17 protein-coding genes are annotated in these 16941 nt (G+C 68.7%); 9 read left to right on the top strand and 8 right to left on the bottom strand.

Annotation, left to right across the window (positions count from 1 at the left end; all coding sequences use genetic code 11):
- Positions 1-293 precede the first annotated feature (293 nt).
- Entirely contained in the window at positions 294-1415 is a 1122-nt protein-coding gene (locus tag AC07DF_RS40270) for a hypothetical protein (protein ID WP_478982385.1), read from the top strand.
- Between the two features lie 232 nt (positions 1416-1647).
- On the opposite strand, the gene AC07DF_RS40265 is transcribed toward AC07DF_RS40270, so the two are convergent.
- Positions 1648-2532 carry a helix-turn-helix transcriptional regulator gene (locus AC07DF_RS40265; protein ID WP_478982383.1) on the bottom strand — a complete coding sequence of 295 codons (885 nt, stop codon included), beginning with the start codon at positions 2530-2532 and terminating at the stop codon, positions 1648-1650.
- A 138-nt stretch (positions 2533-2670) separates the two neighbouring features.
- Between AC07DF_RS40265 and AC07DF_RS40260 the strand changes: the two genes are divergently transcribed.
- Together AC07DF_RS40260 and AC07DF_RS40255 are read left to right on the top strand one after the other, a co-directional pair.
- Positions 2671-3450 (top strand): NAD(P)H-dependent oxidoreductase, encoded by a 780-nt coding sequence (locus tag AC07DF_RS40260; RefSeq protein ID WP_478982381.1) that lies wholly within the window; start codon positions 2671-2673, stop codon positions 3448-3450.
- Positions 3451-4288: 838 nt separating this feature from the next.
- Positions 4289-4528, top strand: coding sequence for a hypothetical protein (locus tag AC07DF_RS40255; RefSeq protein WP_478982379.1), 240 nt, complete (start codon positions 4289-4291; stop codon positions 4526-4528).
- Between the two features lie 243 nt (positions 4529-4771).
- On the opposite strand, the gene AC07DF_RS40250 is transcribed toward AC07DF_RS40255, so the two are convergent.
- Complete coding sequence (locus AC07DF_RS40250) at positions 4772-4957, bottom strand: hypothetical protein (protein WP_478982378.1); 186 nt, start codon at positions 4955-4957, stop codon at positions 4772-4774.
- Positions 4954-5244, bottom strand: coding sequence for a hypothetical protein (locus AC07DF_RS40245; protein ID WP_478982376.1), 291 nt, complete (start codon positions 5242-5244; stop codon positions 4954-4956). The genes AC07DF_RS40250 and AC07DF_RS40245 overlap by 4 nt, the downstream gene beginning before the upstream one ends.
- Positions 5245-6569: 1325 nt before the next feature.
- Between AC07DF_RS40245 and AC07DF_RS40240 the strand changes: the two genes are divergently transcribed.
- The gene (locus AC07DF_RS40240) at positions 6570-6941 is read left to right on the top strand and encodes a hypothetical protein (protein ID WP_478982374.1); all 372 of its coding nucleotides are present in this window, start codon (positions 6570-6572) and stop codon (positions 6939-6941) included.
- A gap of 135 nt (positions 6942-7076) precedes the next feature.
- Here AC07DF_RS40240 and AC07DF_RS40235 read toward each other — a convergent pair whose 3' ends face one another.
- On the bottom strand, positions 7077-7985 hold the full coding sequence (locus AC07DF_RS40235; protein WP_478982372.1) for a LysR family transcriptional regulator: 909 nt from the start codon (positions 7983-7985) through the stop codon (positions 7077-7079).
- A gap of 211 nt (positions 7986-8196) precedes the next feature.
- Here AC07DF_RS40235 and AC07DF_RS40230 point away from each other — a divergent pair, with 211 nt between their 5' ends.
- Both AC07DF_RS40230 and AC07DF_RS40225 read left to right on the top strand, forming a co-directional pair.
- Entirely contained in the window at positions 8197-8724 is a 528-nt protein-coding gene (locus tag AC07DF_RS40230; protein ID WP_478982473.1) for a DUF6817 domain-containing protein, read from the top strand.
- Positions 8725-8853: 129 nt separating this feature from the next.
- A complete protein-coding gene (locus tag AC07DF_RS40225) occupies positions 8854-9345 on the top strand; it encodes a hypothetical protein (RefSeq protein ID WP_478982370.1) in 492 nt (163 codons plus the stop codon).
- A 221-nt stretch (positions 9346-9566) separates the two neighbouring features.
- On the opposite strand, the gene AC07DF_RS40220 is transcribed toward AC07DF_RS40225, so the two are convergent.
- Positions 9567-10697 (bottom strand): FAD-dependent oxidoreductase, encoded by a 1131-nt coding sequence (locus tag AC07DF_RS40220; protein WP_478982368.1) that lies wholly within the window; start codon positions 10695-10697, stop codon positions 9567-9569.
- Positions 10698-10822: 125 nt separating this feature from the next.
- Between AC07DF_RS40220 and AC07DF_RS40215 the strand changes: the two genes are divergently transcribed.
- Positions 10823-11404, top strand: coding sequence for a TetR/AcrR family transcriptional regulator (locus AC07DF_RS40215; RefSeq protein ID WP_478982366.1), 582 nt, complete (start codon positions 10823-10825; stop codon positions 11402-11404).
- Positions 11405-11494: 90 nt separating this feature from the next.
- Here the strand turns inward: AC07DF_RS40215 and AC07DF_RS40210 are convergent, their stop codons facing one another.
- A complete protein-coding gene (locus tag AC07DF_RS40210; RefSeq protein ID WP_478982364.1) occupies positions 11495-11710 on the bottom strand; it encodes a DUF6086 family protein in 216 nt (71 codons plus the stop codon).
- 688 nt (positions 11711-12398) lie between these two features.
- Between AC07DF_RS40210 and AC07DF_RS40205 the strand changes: the two genes are divergently transcribed.
- Positions 12399-12569, top strand: coding sequence for a hypothetical protein (locus AC07DF_RS40205; protein WP_478982361.1), 171 nt, complete (start codon positions 12399-12401; stop codon positions 12567-12569).
- Positions 12570-13259: 690 nt separating this feature from the next.
- Here the strand turns inward: AC07DF_RS40205 and AC07DF_RS40200 are convergent.
- The gene (locus AC07DF_RS40200; protein ID WP_478982359.1) at positions 13260-13775 is read right to left on the bottom strand and encodes a hypothetical protein; all 516 of its coding nucleotides are present in this window, start codon (positions 13773-13775) and stop codon (positions 13260-13262) included.
- 1188 nt (positions 13776-14963) lie between these two features.
- Here AC07DF_RS40200 and AC07DF_RS40195 point away from each other — a divergent pair.
- Complete coding sequence (locus tag AC07DF_RS40195) at positions 14964-15821, top strand: hypothetical protein (protein ID WP_478982357.1); 858 nt, start codon at positions 14964-14966, stop codon at positions 15819-15821.
- A gap of 552 nt (positions 15822-16373) precedes the next feature.
- On the opposite strand, the gene AC07DF_RS40190 is transcribed toward AC07DF_RS40195, so the two are convergent.
- Positions 16374-16829 carry a carboxypeptidase regulatory-like domain-containing protein gene (locus AC07DF_RS40190; RefSeq protein ID WP_478982355.1) on the bottom strand — a complete coding sequence of 152 codons (456 nt, stop codon included), beginning with the start codon at positions 16827-16829 and terminating at the stop codon, positions 16374-16376.
- Positions 16830-16941: the final 112 nt, after the last annotated feature.

Raw genomic sequence — 16941 nt, 5'->3', positions numbered from 1 at the left:
CAGCGCCTGATCGGATGGCGTCACGCACTCTCAAAGCGACTCGGACCATAAAGAACAAGCTCAGTGCCTGTTCCTGATCCTCGTGGGGCGTTCCGCGAGCGCGCCAAAATCTGTCGACGAGCACATGCACGATGGAGAGAATCCGGGGCTATGGTCTCTGTCATCGAACCCGCGCTTCCGGAGCTCACGGCGCGTCACCCGGATCTGACGGCAAGCCGGTGAGGGGCGCTGCGTTCCCCGTGCTGTGGCTCTGCGGTCCGCCAGGAGTCGGTAAGACCACGGTCGCCTGGGAGATGTACTCCCAGCTCATACGGGCCGGGATCGAGAGCGCTTTCGTCGACATTGACCAGTTGGGGATCTGCTACCCCGAGCCCGCGGGGGATCCAGGGCGGCACCGTATGAAGGCACACAACGTTGATGCGGTGGTGGCCGGATTCCGGGCGGCCGGCGCCCGGTGTCTCATCGTTTCGGGTGTCGTCGATCCCGCCGGCGGAGTGCACGTCGAGCAGATTCCGCAGGCAGCGGTGACAGTCTGCCGCCTGCGTGCCGACCGGGTGGTGCTTCGGCAGCGGTTCACCGGTCGCGGAGGTCCTGCCGCGTTGGTCGACGAGGTGCTGCGGGAAGCCGACGCACTGGACGCGAGCACCTTCGCGGACGCCTGCGTCGACACCAGCGGATTGCTGGTGAACGAGGTGGCGCAGCGTGTCGGGGAGCGAACCGGCGGATGGCCGGCCTCGGCTCTTGGCCGGTCAGCTGACGGGCCCGAGCCGTCGGCGGTCACCGCTGCGGGCCGGAGCTCGGCCTCGGCGCAGGCGGAGTCTTCCGCTGATCTTCCGGTTCTGTGGCTGTGCGGCGCGACCGGCGTCGGCAAGTCGACGGTCGGCTTCGAGGTCTACCAAAGAGTCCTGGGCGCTGGTGCCACCGCCGCGTATCTCGATCTCGACCAGCTCGGCTTCTGCCGCCCGATTCCGGATGATCCCGCCAACCACCGGGTCAAGGCCCGCAACCTGGCCGCTGTGTGGCGGACTTACCGTGCGGCCGGGGCCCAGTGCTTGATCATGTCCGGCCCGGTCGAGGACGAGGCCACGGTCAAGACGTACGCTGAGGCGCTGCCTGCAGCCGAGCTCACGCTGTGCCGACTGCACGCCGGACGGCAGCACCTGACGGAACGCATCATGTCCCGTGGACAAGGCGGCAGTTGGGCCCAACCAGGCGACCCGTTGCGGGGGCAGTCCGTCACACGCCTGCTCCACGTCGCCGACCAGGCGGTGGCATCGGCCGCCAGCCTGGAAGATGCCGGGATCGGTGTTCTGCGCATCGACACTGACGGCCGTACGGTCGAACAGGTAGCCGACGCGATCACCGCCGATGCCGTCTTGTCAGAGCCGTTCACCGAGTGGTTTCGTCCAAGTTGACGGCCCCGCCGTCACCCGCCGGATCAACGTGCTGGAGAAGGGCCTGGGAGCGTGCGGCTGATGGAACGGGGCGCCGAGTCGTCTGCCAGCTGGAGCCGCGCCTGGGCAGGAGCGGCGACACTGAACGGACTACGGCACCCGCATCGACGTCAAGCGCGAACGGCATCCCAGCTCAAGGCGAAGATGCGGTTACCGATCATTCCCTTCGCCATGCCGGTGTTCCGCAATTCGATCAAGGAGCCTCTGAAGTCCGTGCGGCCCCCCGCGTCTGCTCGCGGACCTGAGCGTTCACTGTGGGATGTCCGTCACCGCTGGTCGCGCCCAGGTCTGCGAGCAGGCGCAGCCCGTCCTCGGCAGGACTACCGGGGGCCGCGGACAGCACCACCAGCTCCATGCCTGCCTCGTTCGGCAGGAGGAAGTTCTCCTGGTGCAGTTCCAGCAGCCCGATCAGCGGATGCCGGTACGCCTTGCGTCCATGTGTGCGGGCGCGCACGTCCGCGCGTGCCCAGAGGCGGCGGAAGCGCTCGCTGCCCATCGCCAGCTCGCCGATGAGTGAGGCCAGGCGCGGGTCCTCGGGATATTTGCCGACGGCCAGGCGCAGGTGCCCGACCACGTCAAGGGTGCAGTTCTCCCAGTCCGCGTAAAGCCCGCGCTCGGCCTCCTCGAGGAAGAGGTGCCGTGCGGTGTTCAGACCCGGCATCGGCCGGCCGTAGAGCAGCCCGGCGAGGCGGTTGCCGGCGAGCACGTCCAGGCGGTGGTTCATGACCAGCGCGGGTCCGTCGGCGACCAGGTCCAGGACGCGCAGCAGTTCGGGACGGACCCGCCCGCCCGGTGCCTTCCCGCGGCGGCGGCGCTGCCGGGCGAGCCGGTACAGGTGCCCCCGTTCGGTCTCGTCGAGCTCGAGAACGCGGGCGAGGGCGTCAAGGACCTGCTCGGAGGGCTGGGTCGCACGGCCCTGCTCCAGGCGGACGTAGTAGTCGACACTGACTCCGGACAAGTGCGCGACCTCTTCGCGGCGCAGACCTTCGACCCGGCGGCGTCGGTCGGTGGGAATGCCGACGGCGGCCGGGTCGACCCGGGAACGCCGGGTCCGCAGGAAGCCCGCAAGATCGTCCATGTCCTCAGTATGGCCTCGGCGGTGCTCGTGAAGGTGGTCCTGCCATTACCAGGAAGTCCCGTCCGACGGAGCATGAGCCCCTGAACGCCGGGCGCCGTGGCGTCCAGGATCGAAGGCATCTGATCCGAAGGAGTTCTGATGAAGACACTGATCGTCTACGCGCACCCGGAGCCGAAGTCGCTCAACGGCTCGCTGAAGGACCTCGCGGTGTTCACGCTGGAGAGCGCCGGACACGAGGTACGGGTGAGCGACCTGTACGCGATGAACTGGAAAGCGGTCGTGGACGCCGAGGACTACGGCCCCAACGCCTCACGCCGGCTGAAGGTCGCCCGTGACTCGGGCCGGGCCTTCGATGCCGGGACGCTCACCCGGGACGTCCTCGCCGAGCAGGAGAAGCTGCTGTGGGCCGACACGGTCATCTTCCAGTTCCCGCTGTGGTGGTACTCGATGCCCGCGATCCTCAAGGGCTGGGTGGACCGGGTCTTCACGCAGCACTTCGCATACGGCGTAGGCGAGCACAGCGACACCAAGTACGGCGAGCGCTTCGGCGAAGGCACCCTCTCAGGCAGGAGGGCTCTGTTGTCGGTGACCGCCGGCGGCCCGGAGCCGCATTACGCCGCTCGCGGGATCAACGGCCCCATCGACGATCTGCTGTTCCCGATCCAGCACGGCATCCTCTACTACCCGGGCATCGAGGTGCTGCCGCCGTTCGTGCTGTACGGCACCGACCGGATGACCAGCGAGGGCTACCCGGACGTCGCCAAGGCATGGGAGCGGCGTCTGCTCACCCTGGAGTCGACCGAGCCGATCGCGTTCCGGCGGCAGAACTTCGGCGACTACGAGATCCCCTCGCTGCACCTGAAGGAGGGACTGGAGCCCGCGGGCCGCACGGGGTTCGGGCTGCACGTTCGCACCTGACCGCGCGGAACGGACAGGGCGATCTGAAGCGCGAACCCGAGGGGCAGACCGAGGCCGCGGCGGTGGCGGCCGCCGCGGTTAGGCACCTGTTCTCGCCGGCGGGGCCGGGTGGACAGCTTGCTGCTCGTTGTCGTGAACGGCGAAAGAACCCCGCGGGACGGGGGTCCTTCCGCACCGATGGCCTGGCAGTCGCCTGCCCCCTCAGTAGCCATCCTCGATCTTGATGGTGAGGAGGCGACTCCCGTCGGCTTCCTGCGGCACTGTGCACTGCAACCGCTGCTGAATCACTCGCACCCCGTGCGGCACGCGTCGGCTCGGTCACCGTTGCTGATCGCTGCCACATGCCCGGTCAACTGCTCGAGCACCTCAGGCCGCGTGCCGTAAACGCTGTCGGGGAAGTGCGGATCGAGAGAGCCGTCGTCTTCTGGGAGGCTGATTCAGGATGTCGTCCGCCGCAAGGTAGGAGCCCTGGGGCTCGATCACGAATGATCAACCACCGTGTGCGCCAGCCCTCAGAAGGGGGCCGTCACTGGCGAGGACTCCGCTGTTTTGCAGCTGATCCAGGTTCTTCGGGCCACGTCGTCCTCATCGATGTCCTCGCCGCGGCCTCGATGTGCGCGGTCTCTGTGCGGGTCAGGGCGACGGGGTGGAGGCCTTCGCCGCCCGGGTACAGACGTCTCGGCGCCCGTGGGGTCACCACCTGGGGCGAAGCGGCCATGGCCGCAGGTGCTGCGGAGCCAGAGAGACAGGCCGAGAAGGTCCGCCGGAAGGTGAAGCGGCTTGCTGGGCGCATCACCGGCAGCTCTCCTGCGGCCGAGGCGGCCACGCTGAGCGGCCGATGAGCGCCCCCGACCCCGCCGCAGCCCGCCCCGCCCTGCGCCGGGAGGTGGTGTTGCGGGTCGCCCTGCCGGGGATTCGGTCGTGCACCGCGGTACTCGGCACCGGCAGCGTCGGCGCGGCCCTGGTCCACGGCACCATCCCGGCAGCATCACCGCTCGTGTGGCCGCTCGTGGTCCTCGCGCTCGGCACGGTGGCGTACGACGTCGGGCTCCGTGCCCTGCGCAGCCGCGACGGCTGACCACGCTGCCGCACGGCAACGAGGTCCCTCCCGGGCCAAGGTGCGTGCGGCCCACCATGGGCCTGGCTCTCTCCGCGCTGGGCCTGGGCCACGTTGTGCTCGGCTGGCTCCTGCTTGTGCTGAGCCTCTTCGGGGGCCCGGGGCGGCGCTGGTGGCCTCCCGGCTGCGGGCGCTGGCCGGAGGGAAGCGGGCGGGCAGGGGCCTCGGTCGCCGTCCTGCGGGGGACAGTCACTCGGTGGTTCTTCAACGGCCGCCGCACGGGTCGTCGCCCACAGGCGTCGGCTTGGTGCCGGCCGCCAGGCAGGAGGAGTACACCCGCGGCGGAGTGGGCTGCGGCTGTGGTTCCGTCGCGGCGCTCACGGCGATGATCGCCACGGCACCGGCGCAGATCAGCGCCGCCATCACGGCGAGCCCTGTACGGCAGCTCACCGGTCGCCGCTGAAGTGGTCGCGAATTTCATCGCTGCAGTCGTCCGCGCCGACCCGGGTTCGCGTGAAGGCCAGCACGCCGTCGCCGTTGCCTTCCCTCTTGGCCTTGGCCAACTGCGTCTCGATGTTTGCGATGTACTCGGCGCACTCGGCGCTGACGGGCTTCTCGGGCTGCGGGTCAGGCGCCGGAAAGGCGTTCAGTGCGGCGGTGGCAGCGATACCGGCGACGCACAGCACCGCCCACGCGGCAACCCACGTGCGGCGGCTCATCGGTATCGGCCCGGGCATGTAGGCATCCTACGAGCGTCACGCCGGGCATCTTCCAGATCCCTGGAGACGAGAGCGGCGCAGCGCTTCATGTAAACGTGAGCCTGTGTCCTGCGGGAGCAGACCGCAAAGGCCCGGGAGCGGGTGGACGAGAGCTGTGAGGGAAACTTGAAGGCTGTGGCTGCGATTCCCTATCTCTGGGGGCCGGGGCGCTCGTCCTGGTGCTGCTGAGCTCCTTTCGGTCGGTCCGGCGGAGCTCTCAAAAGATCTTGGGCTGTGCGGTAGCCGAGCGGGTCGCCTAGCTCGATGACGGTTCGGCAGCCGAGCCGGTGTGAAGGGCCGGGCTCTGGAGGCGCTGCTCCGCCGGCTGCAGGAGCATTACAGCGCCCGCGCCCAGGCCCGCTGACACCCGGCGAGCGGAGGACGCGCGGCTGCTGCCGCATCATCTGGGGCCGGCTCGATGCGTCGCTGGACGATCTCGGTTGTGGCCGGTCCTGGGCGGACGTCCACTGCGTGAAAGGGCTGGAGCTGGCGTGTCCGGAGTGCCGGGGAAGGGTGTTCGCGCGCGCCTCCCCGCACCCTGCCAGGCACTTCTCCCCACCAGGTGCGGCCGGACGGCTGTGAGCTGGCGAACGAGTCGCCGGAGCATCACCTGCTGAAGGCTGGAGCTGGCCAACGCCGCCCGGGCGGCGGTTTCAGAGCTGAGTTGGAAGTCGGCAGCGAAGCCCGGACCTGGCGTGCCGACGTGCTGGCCTTCGATGGGCAGGGTCGGCCGTTCATGGCGCTGCTGGCGCAGTTGTCGCCGATGACGCCGCAGGACGCGCGGATGCGGACGCACCGTTACGCGGCGAACGGTGTGGCGGTGTGCTGGGTGGCGCTGGAGGAACGGCCGTGGGAGCGCGGCGTGCCCTCCCTGCGGCTAGCGGCCACCAGGGACCGCGGGGACGCATGGACAGTGCGCCATGGCATGGCGCGCTACACCTGGGCCGCGCCACGCACCGCTAAGACGAAGGCGGCGTGGACGCACATCAGCTGTTGCGTGGACGATGCGATCCGGTGGATTCTCCAGGGACGGGTCCACGCCCATACCGTCCCGGACGGCACGGTGTGGTGGACCGCCCACCCCTACGTCCACCAGGCCATAGCCCGGGCCCGGCTGGAGGCCGATACGGCGGCCGTCCAGCAGGCGGCTGCCGCCGAGCAACACCGACAGGCCGCACAGCAGCAGGCCGCTGCCACCGAGCGAGCCCGACTGGCCTCCGAGCAGCGCAGACTGGCCGCCGCAGACCGCCGGCTGGCCATCGCGGAAGCAGGAGTGGCTGGCGGACTTCTTCGGTCACGCGGGCATGGACGCCGCACTGTGGCCGGCGTTCATGCAGTTGGTCCGCTCGGTTTCTGGCAAGGCCGTCGTATGCGGAGACCAGAGCCCCGGCCATGGCAACGGGCTGCTCCTCTACAGCCGGCCCCGTAAGGGGGCCGCGTTCCAGCTGGCCGGGGTGGTGTGCCCAGAACTGCATGCAGAGCGGCCCGACCGACAGGCCGACAAGCTCCAGGATGTACCCGACAGGCAGCTTCACCTGTTCCCCCACGACGTCCAACAACATCCCGCAGCCCAGCACCGGGTGCTCGACGGTCAGCCCGGACTGGACCAAGTGGTCGGTGACCGAGCGGAACTCGGACTCGGCCATCCGGCCCTCGCGGTACCAGGAAAGATATAGGTCTCCAACACCGCTGACACTCCTCGTCGTCATAGCCCGCCACGGGGGAGACGTGACGCCTACTGACAGTGGCCACCCTCCATCAACAAGCCTCCGGCATTCTGAGCCCACAGGTGATCATTCATCAGACAAGCCCTATGGCTGTGCGTTGGCGGACTTCTCCGTACAGCTGCGGGCGACGGTATCGGCGAAGACCCGGGCGAGCGGGGTGAGGGAGTCCCAGCGGCGGACGGCCCAGCCGACCGGGAGCGGGGGCAGATCGGGGATGGGGAGGAGGCGGAGGGGACCGTCACCGGGTACCTCCCAGCCGGGCGCGACAGGCACGACGGCGTGGCCCAGCCCGAGCTCCGCCAGCAGGAGGGCGGTGTCCCAGTCGGCGACGCTGGTGTCGGAGCTGCTTCGGACACCGAGTTCGGTGAACGCGGCGTCAAGGCGGGCGCCTGAGGTGGAGTTCTGAGGGAGTCGGATGAGGCTGATGTCGCTGAATTCAGCTGTGTTGACACAGGGCTGGCCCGCGAGCGGATCGTCGGCGCGGACAGCCAGTACCCAGGGCAGGGCGACGACAGGGCGCTGCTCGATACCGCGCACTGGGCCGTCGATCGTGACCCAGGCGAGGTCCAGGTTGCCAGCGCTGAGGGCGTCGAAGCAGTTGCGGCTGGAGGTCTCTGTCTGGAACTCCAGACTGACCTTCGGGTAGCGCTGCCGGAAGGCGACGATGGCCTCGGACATGAAGTGCCGCACGGTTGTTCCGCCCGTGGTGACGCGCACGGAGCCGCTGTCGCCGTTGACAAGGTCCCCGAGACGCCGCAGGGCCAGATCCAGGCCGGCGATGCTGTCCGAGGCGGCGTCGCACAGGACGCGCCCCGCGTGTGTGGGCACGACGCCTCGTGGCTGGCGCTCCAGGAGGCTCACACCGGCCTCTCGCTCCAACCGCTTCACATGCTGGCTCACCGCTGACTGCGTGCAGTCCAGCTCCCGGGCGACGGCGCTGAGGCTTCCCGCTCTGCACACGGCCACGAAGATGCGCAGGTCATCCAAAGTCATAACCCCTAGCTATAGCTTGGGTATAGCTACAAATCCATAGGATTGACTGGGGTTACGGGAGTCCAGGATGATCAGTGCAGGGCCCAGGCGGCAACCCGTCCGGTGCTTTCGCAGGGTCCGGACCACAGGCGAAGGCGCGGACGGGTGCCGACCTCAAGCGACGGAAGGACACCGCCCTGTGCCTGCTTCTCCCACCGCTGCCGACCAGGCCATGGCGCTACTTCGCAAGCTCGGTGCTGCGGACATCGTCCATCCGGGCGGCACTCTCGTCGCCCATCTCCAGCGCGTCCAGGCACAACTCGCCATATGGGGCGCCCGCCCCGCCCTCCAGGTCGCGGGCCTGTGTCACGCTTTCTACGGCACCGACGGCTTCCCTACCGCCTTGCTGTCTCCGTACAGCCGCACCGAACTCGCAGAGGTGATCGGTGCCGAGGCTGAAGCGATTGTGCATCTCTACGCGTCGTGTGACCGGAAGGCCACCTATCCGACGCTCGCAGACGCCGACGGAGCCTTCCGGAATCGCTTCACCGGACGTCTCCATACTCTGGAGCCGCAACTTCGGCGAGACTTCGTTGAGTTGTCCGCCGCCAACGAACTCGACCTTGCCCGCATTGATCCTGTCTTTCGCGAGAAGTGGGGAGCCGAACTCCTCGCCCTGTTTGCCCGATTCCAGCCCTTGCTGAGCCAACCTGCCTGGTCGGACTGCCACATGGTGCTTTCCGCAGCTCCGCAGGACTAGGTCGAAGGAGCACCCATTTAGTGAAGGGCTCGTAGCTCTACACCGTGTTCGGGCCGACCTATGCCCGAACGATGTTCCCCATTTCGAGACCAGCCAGGAAGGGTCGTAGCCCGACGATACGGTGGCCAGGTGGCGAACATCTTTTCTGGTGGAGGCCGGGAGTTGGATCTGTCCAACGGCGGCACCGAGGCGTTTGTTGAGGTACTGATGCTCGCCGTGTCCGATCTTGCATCCGAGGCCTGGGACCTTCGCTTCGCGGCGCTACTGATCTTGCAGGACCAGAACGTGATGGGCCGCGGTACGGTCGGCTTCCACCTGGAGGAGGTCGACTGGGGCGCCAGCGAGTCCGAGCGCGCGCGGTCCAAGGACTTCGTACTGCGCGCCACGACTCTCGCAGCCAGCGGACATCGCTGGAGCGAGTTGGGCTACCACCCGCCCCGCCTGCATGGCTATCTGGATCAGTTCAGGAGCATGGTGGCATATTTCACCCCGACCGGCAGCGGCCCTTACCACCACTTCCCGGGGCCGGACGGGGCGGCGATGGCGTCGTGCACGCGTCACCGCGTCCTCAGCGGCCTTCCGTACTGGGAAGGCTGCTTCCTGTGTAACCAGCCCCGATAGCTGGGCTGGTCGGGTGGATCCAGCCCGCGACGGACGACTCGACGGTGCTGGGCTGACGGGATCGCGATGGCACGGAGCGGCGTCATGACCGCAGCCCTCCTAGCTCGCGGTCGCCGGGCATATCGCAGGGAACGAACACGTACGCGCTGCCAGCTCCCCGCACCGATCTCTCCCCCACCGGCGTCCCCCCTCATGGCCAAGCCGCCGTGGCGGCGGCGCAGCTACCGGTAGTTGAGCTCTGCGAGTTCGGTGGCAAGCTTCCGGGGCATGGCCGTGTGACCGAGCAGGGGAAGCACGATGTTGCGCGCCCCGCGGGCCATCGCGTTGCGCGTAGTGGCCACGCGGGTCATCCGGTGCGTGAAGGCGACCACGCGCTGTGCGACGGGGCGGCGTTGTGCCTCGTAGTCGTCGAGCCGCCCGGACACGATCGCCCGGCCGAGAGCGTAGCCGTCCTGGATTCCGGTGTTCATTCCCTGGCCGCCGGCGGGGCTGTGCACATGGGCGGCGTCGCCGGCCAGCAGCAGACGGCCAATGCGGTAGCGGTCGGCGACCCGGTGATGCACCCGGAACCGTGACGACCATGCCAGGCCGGTGACCTTGGCCTGGCCGCGGGCGCGATCGTCAAGCAGATGCTGGACGAAGGGGAGGTCCGGTGCCGCGGGCGCATCGTCCACGGTGGCAACCACCCGGTAGTGACCGCCGGGGAGCGGGGCGACCACAGTGAGTCCCCTGGTGCCGAAGGTGAGCGAGACCTCCGTGGGACCGGGAGCCCAGTCCATCGTGACGTCGGCGAGCACGAAGGACTCGGCGTAGGCGTTGCCGGTGAAGCCGATGCTCGCGGCTTCGCGCACGGTGCTGTGCATGCCGTCGGCGCCGACGGCGTACGCGGCGCGCAGCTTCTCGCCGGTGGTCATGGTGAGCGTCACGCCCTCCTCGTCCTGTACGACGGAAGCGACCTCGTAGGGGCGGTGCACATCACCGCCGAGCGTGCGCAGTCGGTCCAGCAGCACGCTCTCGGTCTCGTACTGAGGAACCATCAGCGTGTACGGATGGGGCGTGGGCAGCTGGTCGAAGGGCACGGTCAGCAGTCGGCGGGCGCCGTCGCGGACGGCGAAGCGGGTGACCTGAACGCCTCGCGCGATGAGCTCCTTCGAGGCTCCCAGCTCGTCCAGGACTTCCAAGGTGCGAGCGTGGACGACGGCGGCACGCGAGGTGTTCACGCCTTCGGCCTGCTTGTCCAGGACGACGAAGTCGATACCGGCGGAAGCGAGCGTGACGGCGAGCGCCAGCCCGGTCGGCCCTCCGCCGACGATGGCGACATCGGTGCGGCCGGGGAGTTCGGTGGTGTTCATGTCGTGGTTTCCCCTCTAGGAGCCAGGTCGACACATGCTTGCCAACGGATGTTGGCCAACGCTCGTTGACATGATGCTCTGCTTCACGTTGAGAAGTCAACACATGTTGGCCTACAGTCGTTGGCATGACGCAAGGCACCGAGATCACCAGCACTGACAGGCGTTCAGACCGCACCAAGGCCGCGATCCTGCGCGCCGCACGTGAGCGGTTCGCAGCCCAGGGCTACGAGCGCACCACCATCCGAGCCGTGGCCTCCGACGCCGGCATCGACCCGTCGATGGTCATGCGCTACTTCGGCAACAAGGCACAGCTCTTCGACGCGACACTCGCCATCGACCTGCGACTGCTGGACCTCACGGACGTACCGGCGGATGACCTCGCCCAAGCCCTGGTTCGGCACTTCCTCGAACGTTGGGAAGGCGACCCGGCCGACGACGCACTGCTGGTCCTAATGCGTTCGGCGGTCACCAACGAACAGGCCGCCGCGCGGATGCACGAGATCTTCGCGGCGCAGGTCGCCCCGGCCCTGTCCGCCGCCCTCGGCCCGGAACTCGCCGCGCGCCGCGCCGGCCTGGTCTCCGCGCAACTTCTCGGTCTCGGACTCACCCGCTACCTGCTGCGCCTCCCGGCAGTGACCGCCCTGACGCCGGACGAGATCGAAGGCGGCCTAGCCCCGGCCATCCAGGCCGTCCTCGACCCGAACTAAGAGGATGTCTCAGTTGGTGGGGCAATAGGCAGAAACGGCAAGACAGTCCCGGGTGTTGGGTCGGCGAGGGGCGGTCTTGGATGCACCGGCTCAGCGGGCCATCCAGCGGTCCATCTCCCGCGCCCGGGTGTCCAGCGCGGTGGAGATGGTGGCTGACGCGGTCCGGGATCGCTGGGAACCTGCACGTTGCGCTGGACCACCACGCGTATGACCGGACAGCGATTCGGGCATCTCCACCTCGATTCCCGCGCGCCGCGCGAGCGCGACCGCCGTCGCCACGAATCCCTCGGAGAGCGCGAGGATCACGGAGTGCCCCGCAGCGCGGCCGGACGCAGTACCAGCGCCCCGCGGTCGGAGGCGGCCCGGGCAACCGACGACGAGAACGACTCCCGGCCGAACCGAGGACCGCGCGGTGTCCCCGCGATCAGCAATGCAGCCCCCGGTCATGGCTGAGCGTGCCGATCCCCGCCAGCCCCTACGCCGCGAGGGACGCCGGAGCCGCCACATTGGCGTACCGGTCGCCCGGCCCCGGCGGCAGCGGAGCGGGCCGCTCGTACCCGGGCAGCGCGTCGTGACGGTAGGCCCCCTCATGCACGGCCAGCCGACGCGACCAGTCCCCCCCCCAAGCCCCCCCAAGCCCTGCGGCGCGCCTGCACCTCCGCGTACCGGGCCCAGGCCACGACGGAGGCCACCGTTGCGCCCAGTGGCCGGAACGTCAGCGTCGTCACCACCAAGTTCGCCACGGCGAAGCCACGTTCCGTGGCCGTCTCACCGATACGGCGGGCGATGCCCTAGCTCAGCGGCGGCGTGGACTCCACGAACTGAAGCGCCGAGAGCACCACCGGCGGCAGGCCCCGAAGCCGCAATGCGCCGCCCGCCGACGCCCCCCACCCCCCACCAGACCCGCGCCGAGCCGGATGGCCGCGCCGATCCGCGGCCCTGCCGCCCCCGGAAAGCCGACCGAGCGCCGCGCCCGGCGGCCAGCCTCGGAGCGGTGGACAGCCTCGGAACGGCGGGCACCCCCACCTTCCTGCTCCTCGGCGGCGTCCGCGGCGGCGACGAGGCCGGCGACGCGACCCAGGTCGGTCTCCGGCCCGCAGCCGACGTACACGCAGCCCAGCGCGCCGTTCACCTCGGCACGGGTGACCCCTGGCACCTGGCGTAGCGCGGCCTCCAGCCCGCGTGTCGTGCCCGCCCACCGCCCGGGCCGCCCCAGGTGTCGGACCTCGATCTGCAGGCCCCCGGCGGTCTGCCACAGCCGGGGCGTGCGGGGGCGCAGCAGGGGCCCGACGACGGGCAGCGCCACCGGCACGGCGGCGGTCAGCCGCCCCACGGCAAAGCGAACGGCAGAGGATACGGACGACACCGTCGAGGGCAGCACAGCCCCGGAGAGCACAGAGGAGAGCGCTGACGGGATCACGGCCCCTCCACATCGGCCTGCACGGGCATAAGCGCGCCACACAGGACTGCACATCTCCATCAGTACGTGCACGACCCAGCCCCACCGTCCTGCTCAGCAGCCCTGCATGCCCCAGGCGAACGAGCGGCCCCACCCGACGGATGGAAGAGATCAGGCTGTGAAGCTGGCCGCCTTCCTGAGCAACAGCAAGAGCAGACGCCCCCCGACAAGCTCACCGCGCCTGCCAGCCTCGGACTCAACTGGGCGGGGCCCCGACGCTGTCGGGCCGGCCCCGGGGCGCCGTGTACGGACCGGGGTCTCTCGCTGCCCCGGGCCAGAGGCATCGCCCTGGGGTGCGTGTAGGCGCCGGAATCCTGGGCTGCTCCCCCACCGGGATAGGTGGCGGCCAGGCGCCAGTGCGGGGCGCTGAACGCGCTATCCGCACCCGACGGCGTGTCATGCAGCGAGCCAACCGACCTTTTCGATGACCTCTCGAGCCGCGTCCTCCTCCGACCTTTCGTGCGTGGAGACGAGGAAGTCCCGGATCCTGTCGAGATCGTTCCGCGCGTGGTACACCTCGACCCAGCCCCGCAGGCCCTCCCGCCAGAACTCGTTCGGCTCACGCGCCGTGACCCGCTCCTTCAGGGCGGTCTCCGGTGCGGTCAGCTCGCACACGGCGAGATTCGCGCCGGGGAGGGCCTCGCGCAGGAGCACCAGTTCCTCCTCGTCCGCGATGACGCTTGGCAGCAGGAGTCTGAGACCGGGGACCGCAGCGTAGCGGGGCCAGATGGCCTTGAGGTTCTCGCGCGCGAAGGAACGGCCCTGGTCGGGATGCACCAGCGAGATCTCGTCCAGGTCGATCACCCCGTGGGCCAGATCGGCGTCCCGCAGGATTTCCGAGACGGCCCGCGCCAGGGTCGTCTTCCCGGCGCCCGGCGATCCGTGCAGGACGAGCACGTCGATGTCTTTCACGAGCTGAACCTATTGGCGACAGTCGGGAGCGCTCAATCACATTTCGGCCGCCCGGTTCACACATATTGCGGCGGTGCAGCAGGCTGCCGTCCAGCGGCGCGCCGAGAGCCGGGGCGACCGGTCTGCTCGGCCCGCGCCCGACCGGGTACGGCGCTACGGAAACCGCTTGAAGACACGGCCTGACGACCTCGTGCACGGTTGGCCGTGGCTCGGCGCTCGGGTGGCTCGTTGAACTGCGCATGGTGGGGGCTGGGGCGCGTGAGTGATCGTGGCGGAGTACCGGTCACTGAGCTGTCACCGGATGGGATCACTTGAACTCGTAGCTGGGGTGGGGCCGTTGTGGCACGAGCATCATCAGACACGCTTGACGGCTCGGCCGGGCGGCGGGCTGTTGGAGCAGGGGCGAGGCGAAGCACAAGCTCGTCTGCGTCGACCGACTGCTGGCCACACTGGTGAGTGTGCGCCACGGCACCGCGCATGACGTGCCGGCATGCTGGTTACGGGTGGTCACACCGTCACACCGCAAGTTCAAGAAGAATGCTCCCGCCAGGTTCGAGGAGCGGCACGAGCAGCAGTGCAAGGCACACTCTTCACGCGCAGCTTTAGAGCGTGAACACCGTCAGTACCGCAACCCTCGACATGCCACGGCCAACGGTGCACGAGGTCGTTAGGGGGCGTCGCAGTCGGGGCATTGTCTGTCGCGGTGGTCGAGCGTCTTCGGTAGCGCGACGGCATCGATGCCCGCGGGGCAGGGCGCGGCCGTCGCGCTTCACGAGCAGCCCTCCGACGCCGGCCATCAGGTACTCGTCCTCGACGAGGTACTCGGCGTTCTGCGCCCGGTCCTCCTCGCTGTGATCCGGCAGCAGCGTTGCAACGCGCTGGCGTCACGCGCAGGGACGGCAAGGTCGCCCAGGTGAGGTAAACCGCCAGCAGGACCAGGCTAATTGATTTACCAACCGTTACACAGCGGTGGCGTTGACCTCCCTGGCGGAACATAATGGACATAGCAATCTCACTCATTGATGCCGGAGTGACGGACTTCTCGACTTAGGTCGCACAGCCCAGGCGTGACCGGCAGTTTTGCCTCCGAGCCGACGAAGCCGGTCGCGATTGAATGCCGAAGCAATTTCCGGGCGCCGGAGCTTGCGTGCATTGACATACGTAGTCACATGAGACCGGAACAAGACCATGATCGATCTCGGCTTCGTGGGCCCTAGTCGGCCCGCCAAGGATTACAAATTCCTGAGCGTTACCGATGGTGACACTCCAAACATCGCAATGGCGATTCGCATGGTGTCCATCGACACCCCGGAAAGCGAATTCGGCGGCGCCCCCGCCACCGCCCAGGCTGCTCTGGACCGCACCAAGGAGCGACTGCTGGACGGCACCTATGACGCACTGCCGCAAGACCTGCGTGACTATCTCGTCTCCCGGATCACTCCCGACGCAGCGCAGCGACATCAGGCAGCCGGCAAGGCGGCGGCCAAGGCGCACTCGGACATGGTCGCCACTCGTCTGGTCCGCCCCGACGGCTCCCAGCGCAAGCTGGCCGTGATAGCCACCGGCGAGCTCGTCGAGAGCAACGGACGTCTGCTCGCCTACACCGCGCCCTGGTTCAGTGGCGGTTCGTCCGATCCGCTGCCGCCACGTGACGACCCGCGTCGGCGCACGTTCAACCTTGACATGGTGGCTCTCGGCTGGGCTGCGACCTTCCTCATCTACCCCTCCATCCCGCCAACCGGCGACCTGAACCTCCTGCTGGACGAGGCGGACTCGGCGTGGACCCAGCAGCTCGGTGTCTGGGCCCAGTTCGGACAGGACCTCCTGCTGGGATACGAATACCGGGCCTGCATCAAGCTCGGTGCCCGAGAGGTGAACGATCCGGCCAAGACGATCGGTCAGGCCTACCAGCGGGTGTGCGTGGACCTGCGAACCCTGACCGAAGTGGGCCTGTACGGCTACCATCAGGTGCCACCCCAGCACCGGCTGTGGATCTGGGAGGACGATCTCGAGCAGGCGCGCAAGGACCTGCCGATCACGCTCTGACGGGCAGGCGCAAGGCGCCGGTCCGTCGACATCGTCGAGGAACGCGACATTTCTACGGTGTCGGTCGGTCGGTTGTCGGGCGGTCGGCCGCCTCGCCGCCGCGGTGGTCGATACACCCATTGCGGCACGTGGGCGATGAATCCACGTGGGCGATGAATCAGCGAGTTCCGGCTCGATTACAATGGGCGCAGCACGTATTCGTCGTAGCACGTATTCGTCACAGGCGCGCCTGACGGCGGACGATGTCGAGGAAGCCTTCGCGATTGTCCGTGGCAGCGGAGCGCTCGTCATGACGATGACGCGTGCGCTGGCACGCGAGCAGGCCCGGCGGGCGGCCGACGCGCTGGAGGGACTGTTCGCGCTGGTCGCAACCCCTCGCACAACCGCACAACAGGCGCGCAGGGCCGTGAGCAGTCGTGTGCCGGTGGACCGCACCGTTCGGCTGCGGACTCCGCAGCGGTTCGCCCTCGCGTGCGGCGGAGACGGGCACCTGGCCCTCTCATGTACGAAAGCGCCCGCGAGGCGGCCGTGCTCGCACGGCGCAACGGCCCGTCAGGCGTCGGCCTGCTCCGTGAAGTGCTCCAGGAGGGCTCTCTGGATGTGCTGCAGGAACAGGGTGTTCTGCTTGATCTGGGACAGCCGGGTCGTGGCGTGGGCGGCGTATTCCGGACCTTCCACGGCCGAGGCCAGGAGGTTGGCGGCGAGTACGTCGATACCGCGCGCCGTATCCGCGAACTGGCCCACGGGGACCAGATGGCGGTCGAGCGGGACGGCGTCGTCGGCGACCACGTCGGTGACCAGCGACGGCTGCCAGCTGTCCGCGTTGTTGAGCGAGTAATGGGTGTCGAACCGGACGGTGACCGTCTCACCGGCGGGCACGTCGACGCTGTACGAACCGTCGTCGTTGGTGTAGGCGTGGTCGATGAGCGTGAGGTCGGGGCGGTAGACGCTGACCTTGATCATGGAGATCGGCTCGTCCCCGGTGATGGTTCGCACATGCCCGTGCATGCGAGTCTCCTCTCGGGCGCGGCCGGAGTCGACGAACGCAAGTCTGGTCGCAGGTGAGGGGCCATACAAGGCCTCTGATTCCAGGTTCGCCCCGCGCGCAAACCCTGTCAAT

The organism is Streptomyces sp. NPDC044719 (assembly GCF_056433405.1).
The sequence above is the reverse complement of the archived record's forward strand: the minus strand, read 5'-3'. Positions and strand labels throughout refer to the sequence as shown.